We start from the raw sequence: 20,678 nt of genomic DNA, 5'->3' as shown, positions 1-20,678 counted from the left end.
TACTCATGGACCTGCCCCGGCCGCGCGTAACCGGAGGAGGGGGGACCGGCACGGGCCGGTCCCCCCTTCGTCGTTCTCCAGGACTGCTTCCCGCAGGCTCCCTCAGCCGACGTTCACCGCGCTCCAGGCCGCGGCCACCGCGCCGTACTCCGCGCTCCCGGCCCCGTACAGGTCCTTCGCCGCGCTCAGCGTCGACGTCCGCGCCGCGGCGTAGTTCGTCGAGGACGTCATGTAGACGGTCAGCGCCCGGTACCAGATCTTGCCCAGCTTGTCCCGGCCGATCCCGTTCACCGAAGAGCCGTTGCAGGTGGGCGAGTTGTACTGGACTCCGTTGACCGTCTTGGCGCCACTGCCCTCTGCCAGCAGGTACGCGAAGTGGTTGGCGACGCCGGAGGAGTAGTGGACGTCGAGATCCTTGGTCGACGCGCTCCAGCAGTCCGCCGACTTGCCGTCCTTCGACGGCTTGTCCATGAAGCGCAGGGCGTCCCGCCCGAGGCCGGACCGGACGATCTTCTCGCCGATCAGATAGTCCCCGGGGTCCGAGGTGTTGCCCGCGTGGAACTCCACCAGCGAGCCGAAGATGTCGGACGTCGCCTCGTTCAGCCCGCCGGACTCGCCCGAGTACGTTAGCGCGGCCGTCTTCGAGGTGACCCCGTGGGACATCTCGTGGCCCGCCACGTCCAGCGACACCAGCGGACCGAGCTGGCTGCCGTCACCGTCGCCGTACGTCATGCAGAAGCAGTTGTCGTCCCAGAAGGCGTTGTTGTAGCCGTTCCCGTAGTGGACGCGGTTGAACGAGCCCTTGCCGTCGCCCGCGATGCCGCTGCGGCCGTGGACGTCCTTGTAGTAGTCCCAGGTCATGTCCGTGCCGTACTGCGCGTCCACCGCGACCGTCGAGCGGTCGGCCGCCGTGCCCGTGCCCCAGTGGTTGTCGGCGTCGGTGAAGACCGTCGCAGGGGCGCGGTTGAGACAGACCGCCAGGACGCACAGGTCCGTCTTGTTGCCGGCGTCACCCGTGTATGTGCCGCCGCGCGTCGGGTCCTTCAACTGGTACGTCGATCCCGACTGCGTCGTCTCCAACGGCACCGTGCCGCCGTACAGCGACTTCCCGTCGCCCGACGCCGTCTCGATGCTGTCCCACGCGTCGATCCGGGCGCCGGTGCGGGCGTCGGTCAGCACCGTGCGGGCGACCGGGTTGCCGAGGGAGTCCTGCGCGGCCGCATTGGTCCGCCAGGCCAGCTTCGGGGTGCCGTGCAGGGCGTCCACGACCAGCTCGGGCCTGGACGTCAGCCGCTTCAGCGTCTCGCCGACGTTCGCCGCACGCAGTGCGCTCGCCGCGAGGTCGGCCGCCTTCGGCGCGGACACCCTGGGCGTGATGCTCGACAGGGAGACGGCGCCCTTCGTGGCCCGGGAGGCGTTGCGGTACGTGCCGTCCTCGGCCAGATGGACGACGAAGTCGCCGCCCAGAACGGGGAGTTCGCGATATGTACGGTCGTAGCGGACATGCTGTGTGCCGTCCGCGTCCACGACCACGTCCCGCGCGGTCGTGCCCTGCTCGGGCGTCAGCCCCAGACTCCCCGCCAGGTCCGTGAGGACCGACGACGCGTTCTCCAGCGCGGTGGCCCTGCTCGGCCTGTCGTCCGCGCCCGCCGTGGGGGAGAGGGCGGCGGCCATCAGGGCGGTCACCGCGGTGGCGGTGCCCGCGGTGGCGAGACGGGAACCTCGTATGTGCGGCCGTATTCGGCTCATCGGTCTCCTCGAACTGGACGGGCTCAGGCGGGTGACCAAGATTCAAGGGGGCGTTCACATGCCGTGGCCAGGGTGAATACGTGGAGGTGTGTGAGGGGAGAGAATCGTTTCCGTGACCCTCTCTCCTCGACTGCCGTTCTTCGTCTACGGCACCCTGCGTCCCGGCGAGCCCAACCACGACGCCTTCCTGCGGGGGCGCGTCCGCGCGGAGGAACCGGCGCGGATGGAAGGGGCGGTGCTGTACGACGGGCCCGGGTATCCGTATGTCGTCGAGGAGGTGGGCGGGGGCGGCGTCGTGTACGGCGATCTGGTCGACGCCCGGCCGGAGGAGTACGCGGCGCTGGTGGCCGCCCTGGACCTCCTGGAGGAGTACACGCCGGGTGACGCGCGCAACCTGTACGAGCGCGTCGCCCGCGAGGTGCTCCGCGATGCCGACGGAACTGCCGTGCGGGCGTGGGTGTATGTGGCTGCTCCGGCAGTCGCCGCCCGGTTGCGGGTTCGGGGTGCGCCGATCGCCGGCGGGGACTGGGGGCGGCGCTGAAGGACCTACTGGGGGTGCCGCGATCGGTCGTCGTTCGGCTGCGGCGCCGTTTCGGCTGGTCGCGCAGTTCCCCGCGCCCCTTCAGGGCGTTGGGGTGCCGCCCGTTGCGACGCGCCGCCTCCACCCGCCCCCCAGGGCGTTGAGGCGCCCCGGCCGCTACGGCTGCACCGTCTCCACACGCACCGCACACGCCTTGAACTCCGGCATCCGCGACGTCGGGTCCAGCGCCGGGTTGGTCAGGGTGTTGGCGCGGCCCTCGCCCGGCCAGTGGAACGGCATGAAGACGGTGTCCGGGCGGATGCCGGTCGTGATGCGGGCGGGCGCCACCGCCCGGCCCCGGCGTGAGACCACGGCCACCGGGTCGCCCTCGGCCGCCCCGAGCCGCGCCGCCAGCCGGGGGTGCAGCTCCACGAACGGGCCCGGCGCGGCGGCGTTCAGCTCGTCCACGCGGCGGGTCTGGGCGCCGGACTGGTACTGCGCCACGACCCGCCCCGTCGTCAGCAGCACCGGGTACTCGTCGTCGGGTTCCTCGGCGGCGGCCCGGTGCGTGACGGGGACGAACCTCGCGCGTCCGTCGGGCGTGGCGAAGCGGTCGAGGAAGAGACGGGGCGTACCCGGGTGTACGGCGGTGCCCGTGGCCTCGTCGTCCTGCGCCGGGTCGTCGGCCCCCGCGGTCGCGTCCAGCGAGGCGTCCTCACAGTCCTCGGGGCTGCCGGAGCCCTCGTAGCCCTCGTAGCCGTCGGGGCCGTCGGGGCCTTCGGCGGCGTCCGCCGCGGTCGTCGCCGTCGTCGCGGGGCACGGCCAGAACACCCCGTTCTCCTCCGCCAGCCTGCGGTAGGTGATCCCCGAGTAGTCCGCCGCGCCGCCCGCGCTCGCCCGCCGCAGCTCCTCGAAGACCTCCTCGGGGTCGGTCGGGAAGCCCTTCTCCAGCCCGCGTTCGTCGCCCAGCCGGGCCGCGAGCTCGTGCATGACCTCCAGGTCGCTGCGGACGCCCTCCGGCGGGGCGATGGCGCGGCGGCGCAGCAGGACGCGGCCCTCCAGGTTGGTCGTCGTGCCCGTCTCCTCCGCCCACTGGGTGACCGGCAGGACCACGTCCGCGAGCGCGGCCGTCTCCGACAGCACGACGTCGCACACGGCAAGGAAGTCGAGGGACTTGATCCGCTCCTCGACATGCGCGGCACGCGGCGCCGACACCACCGGGTTGGAGCCCATCAGCAGCAGCGACTTGATGTCCGAGCCCAGCGCGTCCAGCAGCTCGTACGCACTGCGCCCGGGTCCGGGCAGGCTGTCCGGGTCCACGCCCCACACCTGGGCGACATGCCGGCGCGCCGCCGGGTCGTCCAGCTTGCGGTAGCCGGGCAGCTGGTCGGCCTTCTGGCCGTGTTCGCGCCCGCCCTGTCCGTTGCCCTGCCCGGTGAGACAGCCGTAGCCGGACAGCGGACGGCCCGCCCGCCCCGTCGCCAGGCACAGGTTGATCCAGGCGCCCACCGTGTCGGTGCCCTTGGACTGCTGCTCGGGCCCGCGCGCGGTCAGCACCATCGCGTGCTCGGGCTCGCAGAACATCCGTACGGCTTCCCGGAGTTGAGGAACAGACACCCCCGTGATCCGCTCCACGTACTCAGGCCAGTGCGCCATCGCGGCGGCCCGCGCGTCCTCCCAGCCCGCCGTGCGCTCCTGGACGTACTCCTCGTCCACCCGCCCCTCGGCGACGACCAGGTGCAGCAGGCCGAGGGCCAGCGCGAGGTCGGTGCCGGGGCGGGGCGCGAGATGCAGATCGGCCTGCTCGGCGGTCTTCGTGCGGCGTGGGTCGATGACGATCAGCGTGCCGCCGTTCTCGCGCAGCTCGTTGAAGAAGCGCAGCGACGGCGGCATCGTCTCGGCGAGGTTGGAGCCGACGAGGATGACGCAGCCGGTCTTCGGGATGTCCTCCAGCGGGAACGGCAGCCCCCGGTCCAGGCCGAACGCCTTCATCCCGGCCGCGGCGGCCGAGGACATGCAGAAACGGCCGTTGTAGTCGATCTGTGAGGTGCCGAGCACGATCCGCGCGAACTTGCCGAGGTGGTACGCCTTCTCGTTCGTCAGACCGCCCCCGCCGAAGACCCCGCACGCGTCCGGGCCATGTTCCGTACGCGTGCGGCGCAGGCCCTCGGCGACGCGGTCGAGCGCCTCGTCCCAGGTCGCAGGCACGAGCGTGCCGCCCGACCGCACCAGCGGTGAGGTCAGGCGGACACTCGACGACAGCACCGCGGGGGCCGTACGGCCCTTGCCGCACAGTGCCCCCTTGTTCACCGGGAAGTCCGGTCGCTCGACCACCGCGACACCCCCGTCCCGCAAGGGCGTGAGGTTCATTCCGCACTGCAGGGCGCAGTACGGGCAGTGCGTGGGTGTCGCGGAGTTCGGCATGCCGTCCAGCGTGAGTCGGGCGTGTTACGTGCGGGACGGCTCCCTGTTACGCGGCCGGGACGGTGACCTCCCCGTCGCCGCCCGGCCGCCGTGAGGCGCACAGGCGCCCCGCATGGAGTCGCCGCCGGGCGGTACGAAAGTTGCCGCTGGTGTGAAAGACGCCACATGTGGCTCATTCGGTCTCGTAGTTGGCCGATCACGCCTTGTTGAGAGTTGAAGAGCCAGAGCTACAGTCGTGCGCACGTCCAGCACTGCGCTAGCGCTGTACGACGCATGGACTCCGCACGGCATTCGACATTCGAAACAGCCAGGAGGTCCCCACGTCATGCCCCTGCGCACCCCCGGTCCCCTGGGCCACCTCACTCCCCGTGACCAGCGCCTCTTCTGGCAGTACGGTCGCGGCCCCACCGTCCCCGTCCCCGACCCGCTCGTCCACCGTGCCGTCGAACGGCAGGCCGCGGCCGCCCCGTACGCCGTCGCCGCCGAGCACCTGGGCGACCGCATCACCTACGGCGAGCTGGACCGGCACGCCGATGCCCTCGCCGCCCGGCTCGCCCGCGAGGGCGTACGCCCCGGTGATCACGTCGGCCTCTTCGTGCGCCGCTCGATCCCGATGCTCGTCGGCCTGCTCGGCATCCTGAAGGCGGGCGCCGCCTACGTCCCCCAGGACATCGGCCTCACGCCCCCGGACCAGCTCGCCCACGTCGTCCGCACCGCCCGCACCCGCGTCGTCCTCACGGTCGCCGAGCACGCCCACCGCGTACCGCTGCCCGACGGCCACCTGATCATCACGCTGGACGAGCCACAGCCGTACGCCACGGGACCACGGACCCGGACGGGGCCCGGCGACGGCTGCTACGTCCTGTTCACCTCCGGCACCACCGGCCGCCCCAACGGGGTGAAGGTCACCCACCGCAACGTCGCCAACATCCTCCTCACCGAACCCGGCGGCCTCGGCATCCGCCCCGGTGACCGGGTCGCGCAGCTGCTCAACGTCGCCTTCGACATGGCCGCCTGGGAGATCCTCGGCTGTCTCACCCACGGCGGCACCCTCGTGCTCCGCGGCAAGGACATCGCCGCGGCGGCCCGCACGGCCGACGTCATCGTGGCGACCCCGACCGTGCTGTCCGGCATCGATCCGGCGGCCTGCCCGGGCGTCCGCACGGTCGCCGTCGCCGGGGAGCCCTGCCCGCGCCCGCTGGCCGACCGGTGGGCCAGCACCGCCGCCTTCCACAACTGCTGCGGCCCGACCGAGACGACCATCGTCAACACGATGCAGCGCCACCGCCCGTCCGACCCGCTGCTCGGCATCGGCCGCCCCACCCCCAACAACACGGTCTACGTCCTCGACGCCGGCCGCCGCCCCCTGCCCATCGGCGAGGTCGGGGAGATGTGGGCGGGCGGCGACTGTGTGTCGGCCGGCTATCTCGGCAACGACGCCCTCAACGCGGAGCGCTACGCCCCGGACCCGTTCCTGGGCGCCGGCCGCCGTATGTTCCGCACTCGCGACCTCGGCCGCTGGACCCCCGACGGCGCACTCGAACACCTCGGCCGCACCGACGACCAGGTCAAGGTGCGCGGCTTCCGGGTCGAGCTCGACTCCGTCTCCTCGGTACTGGAGCGGGTGGACGGCTGTCTGCGCGCGGTGACCCTGAAACGGGACGCGCGCACCCTCGTCTCCTTCGTCTGCCCGGCGGACGTCGACCCGGACACGGCCCGGCGCGCGGTGGCGGACGCCCTGCCGTACTACTGCGTGCCCGAACATGTCATGCCCCTGCCGTTCCTGCCGGAGACCGACCGCGGCAAGATCGACAAGCAGGCGCTGCTGCGGATGGTCGAGGAGCGCATGGCGGTGGCCCGATGACCACCTCCCTGCGCCGTGAGGCCGTCGAACTGCCCCCGCTCACCTCGCTCCCGCGCCGCCTGCTCAAGCACCCCCGCCTGATGCATCACAACCGGCTGGCGGCACTGGTCCTCACCGCCAACCTGGTCTTCGTGTGGGCGAGTTGGGTCCCTTCCCCGCAGACCATGGGCCGCGCGGCCCTCGCCGACCTCGCGCTCGCCGTCCTGGTCCGCCAGCAGTACGTCATCAACCTCTTCTTCCGGCTGGCCACCTGGGCGCCACCCACCTGGCCGCTGAAGATCCGCTGGACGCTGGGCAAGGTGTACCACTTCGGCGGGCTGCACATCGGCGGGGCGCTGGCGGGAGCGGCCTGGTTCCTGGCGCTGACGCTCACCGGGGCCGACGGCCTGCCGGCGGTGGTGAGCTGGACCCTCGTCGCCCTCCTCGCCGTGATCGTCGCCACCGCCCTGCCGCCGTTCCGCTCCCGCCACCACGACCACTTCGAGAAGATCCACCGCTTCGGCGGTTGGAGCGCCCTCGCCCTCTTCTGGGCGCACACCCTCCTGTCCACGCCGGGCCCGGTGGAGGTGTCCGTCCTGGCGGTGGTCACCTTCAGCGTCGCCCTGCCCTGGCTACGGCTGCGCAAGGTCGCCGTACGCCTCGAACGGCCCTCCCCGCACGTCGTCCTCGCCCGCTTCGACCACGGCGAGACCCCCTTCGCGGGCTCCTCCACGGCGATCAGCCGCAGCCCGCTCAAGGAGTGGCACTCCTTCGCCAACGTCCCGGCCCCCGGCGAGTCCGGCTTCCGGCTCACCATCTCCCGCGCCGGGGACTGGACCGGGTCGTTCATCGACGACCTGCCGCCGAAGGTGTGGGTCAAGGGCATCACCACGGCGGGCGTCGCCAACATCGAGACCCTGTTCAAGAAGGTGGTCTACGTCGCCACCGGCAGCGGCATCGGCCCCTGTCTGCCCCATCTGCTGGCCGCCGAGGTCCCCGCCCGCCTGGTCTGGGCGACCCGTGACCCCCGGACCACCTACGGCGACGCCCTGGTCGACGAGATCCTCGCCGTCCAGCCGCACGCCCTGATCTGGGACACCTCCCGGCACGGCAAGCCCGACATGGTGCGGCTCGCCTACGAGGCGTACCGGGACTTCGGGGCCGAGGCCGTCATCTGCATCTCCAACAAGAAGCTCACCTGGCAGGTGGTGCACGGCCTGGAGCGGCGCGGGATTCCGGCGTACGGCGCGATCTGGGACTCGTAGACCCCCGAGGAACCTGGAGGCACTCATGGACAACCTGAAGATCGAGCGCGACGGCGCCGTGGTGACCGTACGCCTGCACCGCCCGCAGGTGCTCAACGCGCTGAGCGGCGACCTGCTGGCCGAACTCCTGGACGCCCTGCGCCCGTTGGACGCCGACCCCGAGGTGGGCTGCTTCGTCGTCACCGGCTCGGAGCGGGTGTTCGCGGCGGGCGCCGACATCAAGGAGATGGCGGGGAGGACGGCCGCGCAGATGGCGGCCGAGGACTACTTCGGGGCCTGGGAGGAGTTCGCGGCCCTGCACACCCCGAAGATCGCGGCCGTCAACGGCTTCGCGCTGGGCGGCGGTTGTGAGCTGGCGATGATGTGCGACCTGGTCATCGCGGGGGAGTCGGCGGTCTTCGGCCAGCCGGAGATCAAGCTGGGCGTGATCCCCGGCATCGGCGGCACCCAGCGCCTGACCCGGCTGGTCGGCCGGGCGAAGGCGATGGACCTGGTGCTCACCGGCCGCACGATGGACGCACGGGAGGCCGGCAGCTGCGGACTTGTCTCCCGGGTGGTCCCCGACGACCGGGTCCTGCCCGAGGCCCTGGAGGCGGCGGCGACGATCGCCTCGTACGGCCGCGCGGCGGTCACGGCGGCCCGCGAGTGCGTCGACCGGGCCCTGGAAACCGGGCTTCGCGACGGCATCCTCTTCGAACGCCGGGTGTTCCACGCCCTGTTCGCGACCGACGACCAGAAGGAGGGGATGGCGGCGTTCCTGGAGAAACGCCGGCCGCGCTTCACCGGACGCTGAGGCTGAGGCCGAGGCCGGGACCGGGCTCCGGACATGCGGAGGGCGGGAGCGGGGCAAGGGCGCCCCACTCCCACCCGTTCAGGGACCGTCCTCGGCCAGAGGACGACGCCCCGGCTCAGCACTCGTACGCGCAGTACCGGGCGCCGCTACCGCTACCGCTCCGCCGCCAACGCCTTCGCCACCCCCGGCTCCTTCGACCCGAGGAACCTCGGATCCGGCTCGAACACGGCGTCCAGGGCGGCCTTGCCGGCCGCGAACAGCTCCCGCGTACCGCCGTAGTACCAGGTCACGTCATGCTTGGCGTCGACCCCGACGCCGTACGACGCCACCCCCGCCTCCTGGCACAGCGCGACCGCCCGCCGGATGTGGAAGCCCTGGCTGATCAGCACCGCCCTGTCGACCCCGAAGATCTCCTTGGCCCGGACACAGGAGTCCCAGGTGTCGAAACCGGCGTAGTCACTCACGATCCGCGAGTCGGGCACACCGTGCCGGGTCAGATACGCGCGCATGGCGTCGGGCTCGTCGTAGTCCTCCCGGCTGTTGTCACCGGTGACGAGGACGACCTCGATCCGCCCCGCGCGGTACAGCTCGGCCGCCGCGTCGAGCCGGTGGGCGAGATACGGCGACGGCTCGCCGTCCCACAGCCCGGCACCGAAGACGACGGCGACGTCGGTGCGCGGCACGTCGGCCGTGGTGCGCAGCCGGTCACCGGTCACGACGTACATCCAGGTGGCCGGCAGCAGCGCCAGCACGCACCCGGCCATCACGGCCTGTACCAGCCGCCGCTGCCCGGTACGGGTGCGCGGCAGTCTCGGTCGGCGCGGCTTCGGCAGACGCATCGGACAGTCCCTCCCCGGGGCGGCTCACGGCCCGCCCTCGACACTCAGGGACGTCCTGTCGCCCTCGGCGGTTCACCGTACGCAACGTGACCAGCTTCACTTCATTCCGCGAAGCCGCAGGTCACACCACCTCACAATGCCCTGGCACCGTGGCGTGAACCCGGCGTAAGAACCCGTCACTCCTGTGAAACGGGGCGGCAACGTGCCGCCGCCACCATCGGTTCATGACGGCGTCGAACCCTCTTCACGACGAGTCCACGACCCGCCCCGGCCCGGGGGCCCACCTCGACAGTACGGCGCACCTCATGAACCGGATCAGCAGCCAGCTCGCCAGCCAGCTCAGCCTCGTCGCGCTCGACGGCCGGCGCCGCCCGGAACCTCCCGCGCTCGTCGTCGTGGCCCACGGCAGCCGCGACCCGCGCGCCCTGAGCACCGTGCGCGCGCTCCTCGACAAGGTCCGCGAGCTGCGCCCCGGCCTCCCGGTCCACCTCGGCCACATAGAACTGAACGAGCCCCTGCTCCCCGACACCTTCGCCGCCCTCGGCGACCGCGCGGCGATCCTCGTCCCCCTCCTGCTCAGCCGCGGCTACCACATCAAGCGGGACATCCCCGAGATGGCCGCCGAGTCGCGGGTACGCGCACGCGTGGCCGGCGCCCTCGGCCCGCACCCCCTGCTGGTGGAGGCCCTCTACTCCCGCCTCGTCGAGGCGGGCTGGCGCACCCGCATGGACGAGGCGACACGCCGCACCAGCGCCGTGGTCCTCGCGGCGGCAGGCTCCCGCGACCCCGAGTCGAAGGTCGACACCTCCCGCACGGCCCACCTCCTCGCCAACCGCCTGGGCGTCCCGGTCATCCCGGCCTACGCGACGACGGCGGCCCCCACGGTCCCGGACGCGATCCAGGCTCTCGCCGCACGGGGCCGCACAAGGGTCGCGGTGGCGTCGTACTTCACGGCCCCCGGCCGCTTCGCGACGGAGAGCGCGGAGGCGGCCCCGTGGATGGCGTCGGCCCCCTTGGGCACCCACCCGGCGATGGCCCGCCTGCTCCTCCACCGCTACGACCGGATGCTCGCGATCCCGGCCACGGCAGCACCGGAACTGGCGTCGGCTTAGAACGCCGGGCAGGAACGCGCCCTCCAGGGGCGCGGGGCTGTATCGATTTGCGGCTCCGCCGCGTGGGCGCGACAAGCCACACACAACCCGCACTCGCGACACAACAGATTCCGGCAGACGAGTAGGCGCAACACAGCCCTCCGTTTGTCAGTGTCTGCCCGTACTGTCGGTGCATGTACTACGAAGAGTCGGCAGTCGAACGCTGGGCCCCCGAACCCGACAAACGCCCAGGCCGCACGGCCTTCCAACGTGATCGCGCCCGCGTACTGCACTCCGCCGCTCTGAGAAGGCTCGCCGGCAAAACCCAGGTCGTCACACCAGGAACCCACAGCAACGCCTGGGACCCCAGCCCCCGAACCCGCCTCACCCACTCCCTGGAATGCGCCCAGGTCGGCCGAGAACTCGGCGCAGCCCTCGGCTGCGACCCCGACCTCGTGGAAGCCGCCTGCCTCTCCCACGACCTCGGCCACCCCCCCTTCGGGCACAACGGCGAAGTCGCCCTCAACGAATTCGCCGAGGACTGCGGCGGCTTCGAGGGCAACGCCCAGTCCCTGAGACTCCTCACCCGCATCGAACCCAAACGGTTCACCCCGGAGGGCTCCGTCGGCCTCAACCTCACCCGCGCCACCCTCGACGCCGCCACCAAGTACCCCTGGCCCCGAGGCGCCCACCCCACCGACCCGAACTCCCCGAAGTTCGGCGTCTACGAGGACGACCGCCCCGTCTTCGACTGGGTCCGCAAGGACGCCCCCGGCACCCGCACCACCTTCGAGGCCCAGGTCATGGACTGGTCCGACGACGTGGCGTACTCGGTGCACGACGTCGAGGACGGCCTGCACGCCGGCCACATCGACCCCAACTGCCTGCACGCCGAGCCCGAACGCGCGGCCGTCTTCGCGGTCGCCATCGGACGGTACGTCCCCGAGGACACCGACCCGGCGGAACTGGCCGCCGCGCTCGACCGCCTCCAGGAGGAACCCTGGTGGCCGCACGGCTACGACGGCTCGGCCGTGGCGCAGGCCCGCCTCAAGGACGCCACCAGCCAGCTGATCGGCCGCTTCTGCCTGGCCGCCGAGGGGGCCACCCGCGCGGCGTACGGCGACGGCCGGCTCACCCGCTACGGCGCCGAACTCGTCGTACCGCGCGAGACCCGTCTGGAGTGCGCGGTCCTCAAGGCGGTCGCCGACCGGTACGTCATGCAGCGCGCCGAGCAGGAGCGGCTCCGCGCCGACCAGCGGATCGTGGTCGCCGAACTGGCCGAGGCGCTCACCGCGCGCGCCCCCGACGGGCTGGACCCGCAGTTCCGCGCGCTGTTCGACGCGGCCGCCGACGACCGTGCCCGCAAGCGGGTGATCGTCGACCAGATCGCGTCCCTGACGGACGCCTCGGCGCGCGCCCTGCACGCGCGGCTCACCCAGCGGCCGTGAGCGCCGATGCCGTCACCCGCGCGCGACAGATGAGACACAGGAGGCGAACGGGCACTCGAAAGTGACCCTGCGTGGCCTGATCGGGTCACCCCCTCTTCCCGCATCACGCTGCGTGCGGGACGCTCGCATGTGGCGGCACGTTTACGAGGAGGCATCAAGTGGTCGACGCGGATCAGACATTCGTCATCGTCGGAGGAGGACTCGCCGGCGCGAAGGCGGCCGAGACGCTCCGCGCGGAGGGCTTCACCGGGCGGGTGATACTGATCTGCGACGAGCGCGACCACCCGTACGAGCGGCCGCCGCTCTCCAAGGGCTACCTCCTCGGCAAGGAGGAGCGCGACAGCGTCTTCGTGCACGAGCCCGCCTGGTACGCGCGCAACGACATCGAGCTGCACCTCGGCCAGACCGTCGACGCGATCGACCGCGCGGCGAAGACCGTGCGGTTCGGCGAGGACGGCACCCTCGTCCACTACGACAAGCTCCTGCTGGCCACCGGCGCCGAACCGCGCCGCCTGGACATCCCCGGCACCGACCTGGCCGGCGTCCACCATCTGCGCCGCCTCGCGCACGCCGAGCGCCTCAAGGGCGTCCTCGCCTCGCTCGGCCGGGACAACGGGCACATCGTGATCGCCGGCGCCGGCTGGATCGGCCTGGAGGTCGCGGCGGCGGCCCGGGAGTACGGCGCCGAGGTCACCGTCATCGAGCACAACCCGACCCCGCTGCACGGCGTCCTCGGCCCCGAGCTGGGCGCCGTCTTCGCCGAGCTGCACCGCGAGCACGGCGTGCGCTTCCACTTCGGCCGGCGGCTGACGGAGATCGTCGGCCAGGACGGCATGGTGCTGGCGGCCCGCACCGACGACGGCGAGGAGCACCCCGCGCACGACGTCCTCGCGGCGATCGGCGCGGCCCCGCGCATCGGCCTCGCGGAGGCGGCCGGGCTGGAGATCGCCGACCGCCCCCACGGCCGCGGCGTCGTGGTCGACGAACGGCTGCGCACCTCCGACCCCGACATCTACGCCGCCGGCGACGTCGCCTCCTTCCCGCACGCCCTGTTCGAGACCCGGCTGCGCGTGGAGCACTGGGCCAACGCGCTCAACGGCGGCCCGGCGGCGGCCCGGGCGATGCTCGGCCAGGACACCGTCTACGACCGCGTCCCCTACTTCTTCTCCGACCAGTACGACCTGGGGATGGAGTACAGCGGGTGGGCGCCGCCGGGGACGTACGACGAAGTGGTGATCCGCGGGGACGCCGGGAAGCGGGAGTTCATCGCGTTCTGGGTGAAGGACGGCCGGGTGCTGGCCGGGATGAACGTGAACGTGTGGGACGTCACAGAGCCCATCCAGCAGCTGATCCGCTCGAAGGCACAGGTGAACACCCAGACCCTGGCGGACCCGCACGTTCCGCTCGAAAACCTCGTCCCGTAGCTGTCAGTCCGCCCGCTTAGAATTCACGCGTGGCAGGACGGATCAACGACGAGGACGTGAAGGCGGTACGGGACGCGGTCCCGATCGACTCCGTGGTGTCCGAGTACCTCCAGCTGCGCAGCGCGGGCGGCGGGAACCTCAAGGGGCTGTGCCCCTTCCATGACGAGAAGTCGCCGTCCTTCCAGGTCAGCCCGAGCAAGGGACTCTTCCACTGCTTCGGCTGCCAGGAGGGCGGCGACACCATCACGTTCGTGATGAAGGTCGACCACCTCTCCTTCTCCGAGGCCGTCGAGCGGCTCGCCGCCCAGGCCGGCATCACCCTGCGCTACGAGGAGGGCGGCTACAACCCCTCCCACCAGCGCGGCGAACGCATCCGCCTGGTCGAGGCCCACAAGATCGCCGCCGACTGGTACGCCGAGCAGCTCGCCACCAGCCCCGAGGCCGACACCGGACGGATCTTCCTCGCCGAGCGCGGCTTCGACCAGGCCGCCGCGGTCCACTTCGGCGTCGGCTACAGCCCCCAGGGCTGGGACCACCTCACCCGTTACCTCCGCGGCAAGGGCTTCACCGACAAGGAACTGCTCCTGTCCGGGCTGTCGCAGGAAGGCCGCCGCGGCCCGATCGACCGCTTCCGGGGCCGCCTCATGTGGCCGATCCGCGACATCGGCGGAGAGGTGGTCGGCTTCGGCGCGCGCAAGCTGTACGACGCGGACAACGGCCCGAAGTACCTCAACACCCCCGACACCGCGATCTACAAGAAGTCCCAGGTCCTGTACGGCATCGACCTCGCGAAGAAGGACATCGCCAAGGCCAGCCGCGCGGTCGTCGTCGAGGGCTACACGGACGTCATGGCCTGCCACCTGGCCGGCGTCACCACGGCCATCGCGACCTGCGGCACGGCCTTCGGCGGCGACCACATCAAGATCCTCCGCCGACTGCTGATGGACAACGGCTCGGCCCGCGTGATCTTCACCTTCGACGGCGACGCGGCCGGCCAGAAGGCCGCCCTGCGCGCCTTCGAGGACGACCAGAAGTTCGCGGCCGAGACGTACATCGCGATCGCGCCCGACGGCATGGACCCCTGCGAACTACGGCTCGCGAAGGGCGACGAGGCGGTCTCCGACCTGGTCGAACCCCGCACGCCGCTGTTCGAGTTCGCGCTGCGCCAGATCGTCGTCCGCTACGACCTCGACACCCCGGCCGGCCGCGCGTCCGCGCTGGACGAGGCGGCGCCGATCGTCGCCCGCATCAAGAACAGCGGCGCCCAGCACGAGGTGGCCGTCCAGCTCGCGGGCATGCTCGGCATCCTCGACACCCAGTTCGTGGTCAAGCGGGTGGCGCAGCTGGCGCGTTGGGCCCGGGACCGGGGCGGCAGGGGCGCGCCGACGTCCCGGGGCCCGCAGCAGCCGTACGACGCTGCCCCCGCGCCCCGCGCCTCCGGCCCCGCCCTGACGCTGCGCAACCCCGTCTACGCCACCGAACGCGAACTCCTCAAACTCGCCCTGCAGCGCCCCGAGTTGGTCTCCCCGGCGTTCGACGCGTACGGCGTCGACGAGTTCACCGCCGCGCCCTACGCCGCCGTACGCCAGGCGATCATGGACGCGTCCGGCGCGGAGTACGGCATCCAGGATTCGCAGGAGTACCTGGTCCGTGTCCGCGAGGCGGCCCCCGACGACCAGGTCCGTGCGATGGTCACGGAGCTGGCCGTCGAGGCGATCATGCGCAGGACGGTCGACGAGAACTACGCCGGCGAACAACTGGTCACCGTCCGCCGCCGCGCCGTGGAGCGCCGCGTCCGTGACGTCCAGAGCCAGCTGACCCGCCTCGGCGCGGGCGGCGACCCGGCCCAACTGGCCGCCGTACAGAACGAACTGTGGGTTCTGCAGCAGTACGACCAGGCATTGCGGGAGCGGGGAGCCGCGGCTTTGTGAGCCGGTCCTCGTACGTGAGTCCGATGGTCAAACGGCCTGAGTAACCGGTCGGTCACGGACCGGACTCAAAAAGTCACCGCACGCCCCTCGTGGCGGCTATGTGTCGTACTCCACACTGGGTTCCGGTGCCTGAGTCCTCGGAGCGCGGCCGATCCGTTCCCCACGGGTCCCACACCCCCGCGGTTCCGCTCATCGCGTACGGGACGGACAGCGGCAAGGCCGCCGACTCCGCCCTCGAAGCAGCGCTGCCGTACGCCTCGGCAGCGATCATCCTGGAGGTCGCCCCCGTGCAGACCCAGACCCTTATCCAGACCGACAGCAGTACGGACGCCACGGAGCCGGACGCCGAGACCGACGTTCTGGTCGCGGTGCCGCCGCAGAGCCGTGTCGCGCACCACCCGGAGACGGAGACGGAGCCGGAGGCGGAGGCCCCGCCCGAGCCCGCCGAGCCGCCCGCCGAGGCGCTGGACGCCCCCGACGTCGCCGAACCGGTCGAGGCGCCGCTGCCCGCCCGGGGCCGCGCCGACACCAGCGGCCCGTCCTCGGACCTCTTCCGCCAGTACCTGCGGGAGATCGGCCGCATCCCCCTGCTCACCGCGGCCGAGGAGGTCGAACTCGCCCGCCGGGTCGAGGCCGGCCTGTTCGCCGAGGAGAAACTGATCAACACCCCCGACCTGGACAGCCAGTTGGCCCTCGACCTGGACCGTCTGGTCGTCATGGGCCGGATGGCCAAACGGCGCCTGATCGAGGCGAACCTGCGGCTCGTCGTGTCGGTCGCCAAGCGGTACGTCGGCCGTGGGCTGACCATGCTCGACCTGGTCCAGGAGGGCAACCTCGGTCTGATCCGGGCCGTCGAGAAGTTCGACTACGCCCGTGGCTACAAGTTCTCGACGTACGCCACCTGGTGGATCCGGCAGGCCATGTCCCGCGCCCTCGCCGACCAGGCCCGCACCATCCGGGTGCCGGTCCATGTGGTCGAACTGATCAACCGGGTCGTCCGTGTCCAGCGCCGCATGCTGCAGGAACGCGGCTACGAGCCGACGCCGGAAGAGGTCGCCGCCCACCTCGACCTGCTGCCCGAGCGGGTCAGCGAGGTGCTGCGCCTGGCCCAGGAACCGGTGTCGCTGCACGCGCCCGTGGGCGAGGAGGACGACGTCGCCCTCGGCGACCTGATCGAGGACGGCGACGCGACATCGCCGGTGGAGTCGGCGGCGTTCCTGCTGCTGCGCGAACACCTGGAAGCGGTTCTGTCGACCCTCGGCGAACGTGAACGCAAGGTCGTCCAGCTCCGCTACGGCCTCGCCGACGGCCGCCCGCGCACCCTGGAGGAGATAGGCCGCATATTCGGCGTGACACGGGAGCGGATCAGGCAGATCGAGTCGAAGACGCTCAACAAGCTGCGGGACCACGCCTTCGCGGATCAGCTGAGGGGTTACCTGGACTGAGGCCGTCTGCGGGTCCGGTGAGGGCTGGTCGCGCAGTTCCCCGCGCCCCTTGGGTGCGTGCAGCTGACGCCCCTTCAGGGGCGCGGGGAACTGCGCGACCGACCCCCACCGGCCCGCAGCCGCCAGCCCCGCTCAGTCCACCTCGGCCACCGCCTGGGCGAACTGCGCCTTGTACAACCGCGCATACGCCCCGTCGGCCGCGAGCAGCTCACCGTGCGCGCCCTGCTCCACGATCGAGCCGTTCTCCATGACGAGGATCGTGTCCGCGTCCCGGATCGTCGACAGCCGGTGCGCGATGACGAACGACGTACGCCCGTGCGCCAGCTTCGCCATCGCCTTCTGGATCAGCACCTCGGTACGGGTGTCGACCGATGACGTGGCCTCGTCCAGCACCAGGATCACCGGGTCGGACAGAAAGGCCCGCGCGATGGTGATCAGCTGCTTCTCACCCGCGCTGACCCCCGCCCCGTCGTCGTCGATCACCGTGTCGTACCCGTCGGGCAGCGTACGGATGAACCGGTCGGCATGGGCGGCCCGCGCGGCCTCCTCGATCTCGCCCCGGGTGACGTCGCGGGACGCCCCGTACGCGATGTTCTCCGCGATCGTGCCGCCGAACAGCCAGGTGTCCTGCAGCACCATCCCGATCCCGGCCCGCAGCTCGTCCCGGGACATGCGCGCGATGTCGACGCCGTCGAGGGTGATACGGCCGGACGACACGTCGTAGAAGCGCATCAGCAGGTTGACCAGCGTCGTCTTGCCGGCGCCCGTCGGGCCGACGATCGCCACCGTGTGCCCCGGCTCCACCGCCAGCGACAGGTCCTCGATCAGCGGCTTCTCCGGGTCGTACCGGAAGGACACCCCCTCCAGCGCCACCCGCCCCCGCAGCTCCTCCGGCCGCATCCCCGGCACCGGATCCGCCTCCTGCTCCTCCGTGTCCAGGAGTTCGAAGATCCGCTCGGCCGAGGCGACACCCGACTGCACGAGGTTCGCCATCGACGCGACCTGCGTCAGCGGCATCGAGAACTGCCGCGAGTACTGGATGAACGCCTGCACGTCGCCGATCGACAGCGCGCCGGACGCGACCCGCAGCCCGCCGACCACCGCGACCAGCACATAGTTGATGTTCGACACGAACAGCATCAGCGGCTGCATCGCACCGCTGTTGAACTGCGCCTTGAAGCCCGCCTCGTACAGCGCGTCGTTCTGCTCGGCGAACTGCTGGGCCGACTCCGCCTGCCGCCCGAACACCTTCACCAGGGTGTGCCCGGTGTACATCTCCTCGACATGCGCGTTGAGCTTGCCGGTCGACCGCCACTGCTGCACGAAGTGCGGCTGCGACCGCTTGGCCACACGCGTGGCGACAACGAACGACAACGGCACCGTCACCAGCGCGACCAGCGCCAGCAGCCACGACACCCAGAACATCATCGCCAGCACACCGATGATGGTCAGCACCGAGTTGATGAGCTGCCCCATCGACTGCTGGAGGGTCTGCCCGATGTTGTCGATGTCGTTCGTCGCCCGGGACAGCACCTCACCGCGCTGCCGCTTGTCGAAGTACGACAGCGGCAGCCGCGACAGCTTCGCCTGGAGGTCCTCGCGCATCCGGAACATCGTGCGGTTCACGGCCCGGTTCACCAGCCGCGTCGCCACCGCCATCAGCAGACCGGCGACGAGGAACACGACGAGCGCGAACAGCAGCACCTCCCCGACGGCGGTGAAGTCGATGCCCTCGCCCGGTGTGAAGTCGGTGCTGCGCAGCATGTCGGCGATCTCGCCGTCGCCGCGCTCCCGCATGGCCGCGAGAACCTGCTCCTTGCTCGTCCCGGACTCGAACTGCCGCCCGACGATGCCCGCGAACACCAGGTCGGTGGCCGCGCCGAGGATCTTCGGCCCGGCGACCGAAAGCCCCACGCTCATGAACACGCAGAACAGCAGCGCGCCGACCGTGAGCCGCTCCGGCTTGAACCGCGCGACGAGCCGTCTGCCGGACCCCTTGAAGTCCAGCGAGCGCTGATCGGGACCGCCCCCGGCCATCATCCGTCCCATGGGCCCGGCCATCAGGCAGCCTCCGCTTCCGTCAGCTGGGAGAGCACGATCTCCCGGTACGTCTCGTTGTCCGCCATCAGCTCGTGGTGCCGGCCCGTGCCGACGACCCGGCCCTCGTCGAGCACGACGATCCGGTCCGCGTCCCGGATGGTCGCCACCCGCTGGGCGACGATGACGACGGTCGCCTCGGCGGTCTCCCGCGCGAGCGCCGCACGCAGCGCCGCGTCGGTGGCGTAGTCGAGGGCGGAGAAGGAGTCGTCGAAGAGGTAGATCTCCGGGCGCTGCACGAGGGTGCGGGCGATCGCGAGCCGCTGCCGCTGACCACCGGAGACATTCGTGCCGCCCTGCGAGATGGGGGAGTCCAGCCCGTTCTCCAGCCGCTCCACGAACTCCTTGGCCTGCGCCACCTCCAGCGCGTGCCACAGCTCCTCGTCCGTCGCGTCCGGGTTGCCGTAGCGCAGGTTGGTCGCCACCGTCCCCGCGAACAGATACGGCTTCTGCGGCACCAGCCCGACGGTCTTCGCCAGCAGCTGGGGATCGACGGCCGCCACGTCCTCCCCGTCCACGAGTACCTGGCCGTCGGTCGCGTCGAACAGCCGCGGCACCAGCCCCAGCAGCGTCGACTTCCCACTGCCCGTCGACCCGATCACGGCCGTCGTCTCACCCGGCAGCGCGACCAGGTCGATCGCCTTCAGCACCGGCTCCTCGGCACCCGGATAGCCGAAGCCCGCGCCCCGCAGCTCCAGATGCCCGTGCCGGCGCAGCTCACGCACCGGCGCGACCGGCGGCACCACACTCGACTCGGTGTCCAGGACCTCCTGGATCCGCTCGGCGCACACCTCCGCGCGCGGCACCATCATGAACATGAAGGTGGCCATCATCACGGACATCACGATCTGCATGAGATAGGCGAGGAACGCGGTCAGATCACCGATCTGCATCCCGCCGCTGTCGATCCGGTGCGCCCCGAACCACACCACCGCGATCGACGACAGGTTCACCACCGTCATGACGATCGGGAACATCAGCGCGAGCAGCCTGCCGGTGCCCATCGCCATCTCGGTGAGCCCGGTGTTCGCCTTCCGGAACCGCTGCTGCTCGTACTCGTCGCGCACGAACGCCCGGATCACCCGGTTGCCGGTGATCTGCTCACGCAGCACCCGGTTCACCGTGTCGAGGCGCTCCTGCATGGTCCGGAACAGCGGCCGCAGCCGCCGTATGATCAAGGCCACGCTGACGCCCAGCACGGGCACCACGGCGACCAGCACCGCGGACAGCGGCACGTCCAGGCCGAGCGCCAGCACGATGCCGCCCACGCACATGATGGGCGCCGGCACCATCAGCGTGAACGTCATCAGCGCCAGCATCTGCACCTGCTGGACGTCATTGGTCGTACGGGTGATCAGCGAGGGCGCGCCGAAGTGCCCGACCTCCCGGGCCGAGAACGACTGCACCCGGTCGAACACGGCCGCCCGCACATCCCGGCCGAGCGCCGCCGCGGTCCGCGCGCCGTAGTAGACGGCACCGATGTTGCACACGACCTGCGCCAGCGAGATGCCGATCATCAGGGCGCCGTGGGACAGGATGTAGCCGGTGTCGCCGTTGACGACGCCGGTGTCGATGATGTCCGCGTTCAGCGTGGGCAGGTAGAGGGTGGCGCAGGTCTGCAGGAACTGCAGCAGCACCAGCCAGGTGATGGATTTCCGGTAGGGCCTGAGGTAGGTCCGCAGAAGTTGTATGAGCACGCTGCTCCTCTGGGAGCCGACTTAAGGGGCGATCGGTTGCCCTTGGCCCCTATCGTCGAACACTCACGCGGCGTTACTTCAACCGATTAACCCGTCGGCGGGGCTTCGTACG

General features: G+C 71.3%; 14 protein-coding genes. 9 read left to right on the top strand and 5 right to left on the bottom strand.

What is annotated here, in order from left to right; translation table 11 throughout:
• Window positions 1-102 precede the first annotated feature (102 nt).
• Entirely contained in the window at window positions 103-1,749 is a 1,647-nt protein-coding gene (locus ACFWYS_RS29750; protein ID WP_384775466.1) for a M4 family metallopeptidase, read from the bottom strand.
• A gap of 112 nt (window positions 1,750-1,861) precedes the next feature.
• Here ACFWYS_RS29750 and ACFWYS_RS29745 point away from each other — a divergent pair, with 112 nt between their 5' ends.
• Entirely contained in the window at window positions 1,862-2,290 is a 429-nt protein-coding gene (locus ACFWYS_RS29745) for a gamma-glutamylcyclotransferase family protein (protein WP_384775464.1), read from the top strand.
• Between the two features lie 156 nt (window positions 2,291-2,446).
• Here ACFWYS_RS29745 and ACFWYS_RS29740 read toward each other — a convergent pair whose 3' ends face one another.
• Window positions 2,447-4,693 carry a molybdopterin oxidoreductase family protein gene (locus tag ACFWYS_RS29740; RefSeq protein ID WP_384775462.1) on the bottom strand — a complete coding sequence of 749 codons (2,247 nt, stop codon included), beginning with the start codon at window positions 4,691-4,693 and terminating at the stop codon, window positions 2,447-2,449.
• 325 nt (window positions 4,694-5,018) lie between these two features.
• On the opposite strand from ACFWYS_RS29740, the gene ACFWYS_RS29735 reads away from it, so the two are divergent.
• The 3 genes from ACFWYS_RS29735 to ACFWYS_RS29725 are packed head-to-tail and all read left to right on the top strand — an operon-like array spanning window position 5,019 to window position 8,594.
• On the top strand, window positions 5,019-6,557 hold the full coding sequence (locus ACFWYS_RS29735; protein WP_384775459.1) for an amino acid adenylation domain-containing protein: 1,539 nt from the start codon (window positions 5,019-5,021) through the stop codon (window positions 6,555-6,557).
• On the top strand, window positions 6,554-7,801 hold the full coding sequence (locus ACFWYS_RS29730) for a hypothetical protein (RefSeq protein WP_384775458.1): 1,248 nt from the start codon (window positions 6,554-6,556) through the stop codon (window positions 7,799-7,801). Before ACFWYS_RS29735 ends, ACFWYS_RS29730 begins: the two co-directional genes overlap by 4 nt.
• Before the next feature lie 25 nt (window positions 7,802-7,826).
• Window positions 7,827-8,594 (top strand): enoyl-CoA hydratase-related protein, encoded by a 768-nt coding sequence (locus tag ACFWYS_RS29725; protein WP_384775456.1) that lies wholly within the window; start codon window positions 7,827-7,829, stop codon window positions 8,592-8,594.
• 152 nt (window positions 8,595-8,746) lie between these two features.
• Here ACFWYS_RS29725 and ACFWYS_RS29720 read toward each other — a convergent pair whose 3' ends face one another.
• Window positions 8,747-9,433 carry a vancomycin high temperature exclusion protein gene (locus ACFWYS_RS29720; protein ID WP_384775454.1) on the bottom strand — a complete coding sequence of 229 codons (687 nt, stop codon included), beginning with the start codon at window positions 9,431-9,433 and terminating at the stop codon, window positions 8,747-8,749.
• Between the two features lie 224 nt (window positions 9,434-9,657).
• Between ACFWYS_RS29720 and ACFWYS_RS29715 the strand changes: the two genes are divergently transcribed.
• The 5 genes from ACFWYS_RS29715 (at window position 9,658) to ACFWYS_RS29695 (ending at window position 16,772) form a co-directional block, all read left to right on the top strand.
• Window positions 9,658-10,545: a sirohydrochlorin chelatase gene (locus ACFWYS_RS29715; protein WP_384775452.1), complete on the top strand. Its 888-nt coding sequence runs from the start codon at window positions 9,658-9,660 to the stop codon at window positions 10,543-10,545.
• Between the two features lie 173 nt (window positions 10,546-10,718).
• Window positions 10,719-11,972: a deoxyguanosinetriphosphate triphosphohydrolase gene (locus tag ACFWYS_RS29710; protein ID WP_384775449.1), complete on the top strand. Its 1,254-nt coding sequence runs from the start codon at window positions 10,719-10,721 to the stop codon at window positions 11,970-11,972.
• Window positions 11,973-12,130: 158 nt separating this feature from the next.
• Entirely contained in the window at window positions 12,131-13,396 is a 1,266-nt protein-coding gene (locus tag ACFWYS_RS29705) for an NAD(P)/FAD-dependent oxidoreductase (protein ID WP_384775446.1), read from the top strand.
• Window positions 13,397-13,425: 29 nt separating this feature from the next.
• Complete coding sequence (gene dnaG, locus ACFWYS_RS29700; protein WP_384775444.1) at window positions 13,426-15,327, top strand: DNA primase; 1,902 nt, start codon at window positions 13,426-13,428, stop codon at window positions 15,325-15,327.
• A gap of 125 nt (window positions 15,328-15,452) precedes the next feature.
• Window positions 15,453-16,772, top strand: a complete 1,320-nt coding sequence (locus tag ACFWYS_RS29695; RefSeq protein WP_384775442.1) for an RNA polymerase sigma factor — start codon at window positions 15,453-15,455, stop codon at window positions 16,770-16,772.
• 132 nt (window positions 16,773-16,904) lie between these two features.
• On the opposite strand, the gene ACFWYS_RS29690 is transcribed toward ACFWYS_RS29695, so the two are convergent.
• Together ACFWYS_RS29690 and ACFWYS_RS29685 are read right to left on the bottom strand one after the other, a co-directional pair.
• On the bottom strand, window positions 16,905-18,833 hold the full coding sequence (locus tag ACFWYS_RS29690; protein WP_384775439.1) for an ABC transporter ATP-binding protein: 1,929 nt from the start codon (window positions 18,831-18,833) through the stop codon (window positions 16,905-16,907).
• On the bottom strand, window positions 18,833-20,566 hold the full coding sequence (locus ACFWYS_RS29685) for an ABC transporter ATP-binding protein (protein ID WP_384775436.1): 1,734 nt from the start codon (window positions 20,564-20,566) through the stop codon (window positions 18,833-18,835). The genes ACFWYS_RS29690 and ACFWYS_RS29685 overlap by 1 nt, the downstream gene beginning before the upstream one ends.
• Between the last annotated feature and the right edge of the window lie 112 nt (window positions 20,567-20,678).

The sequence above is a fragment of the Streptomyces sp. NPDC059010 genome, assembly GCF_042740355.1.
Classification (GTDB): Bacteria; Actinomycetota; Actinomycetes; order Streptomycetales; family Streptomycetaceae; genus Streptomyces.
The sequence above is the reverse complement of the archived record's forward strand: the minus strand, read 5'-3'. Positions and strand labels throughout refer to the sequence as shown.

What these genes read in the sequence shown, in the direction of transcription:
- ACFWYS_RS29750 (WP_384775466.1), bottom strand. Translation starts at nt 1,749, where the DNA reads ATGAGCCGAATACGGCCGCACATACGAGGTTCCCGTCTCGCCACCGCG.
- ACFWYS_RS29740 (WP_384775462.1), bottom strand. Translation starts at nt 4,693, where the DNA reads ATGCCGAACTCCGCGACACCCACGCACTGCCCGTACTGCGCCCTGCAG.
- ACFWYS_RS29735 (WP_384775459.1), top strand. Translation starts at nt 5,019, where the DNA reads ATGCCCCTGCGCACCCCCGGTCCCCTGGGCCACCTCACTCCCCGTGAC.
- ACFWYS_RS29730 (WP_384775458.1), top strand. Translation starts at nt 6,554, where the DNA reads ATGACCACCTCCCTGCGCCGTGAGGCCGTCGAACTGCCCCCGCTCACC.
- ACFWYS_RS29725 (WP_384775456.1), top strand. Translation starts at nt 7,827, where the DNA reads ATGGACAACCTGAAGATCGAGCGCGACGGCGCCGTGGTGACCGTACGC.
- ACFWYS_RS29720 (WP_384775454.1), bottom strand. Translation starts at nt 9,433, where the DNA reads ATGCGTCTGCCGAAGCCGCGCCGACCGAGACTGCCGCGCACCCGTACC.
- ACFWYS_RS29715 (WP_384775452.1), top strand. Translation starts at nt 9,658, where the DNA reads ATGACGGCGTCGAACCCTCTTCACGACGAGTCCACGACCCGCCCCGGC.
- ACFWYS_RS29710 (WP_384775449.1), top strand. Translation starts at nt 10,719, where the DNA reads ATGTACTACGAAGAGTCGGCAGTCGAACGCTGGGCCCCCGAACCCGAC.
- ACFWYS_RS29690 (WP_384775439.1), bottom strand. Translation starts at nt 18,833, where the DNA reads ATGGCCGGGCCCATGGGACGGATGATGGCCGGGGGCGGTCCCGATCAG.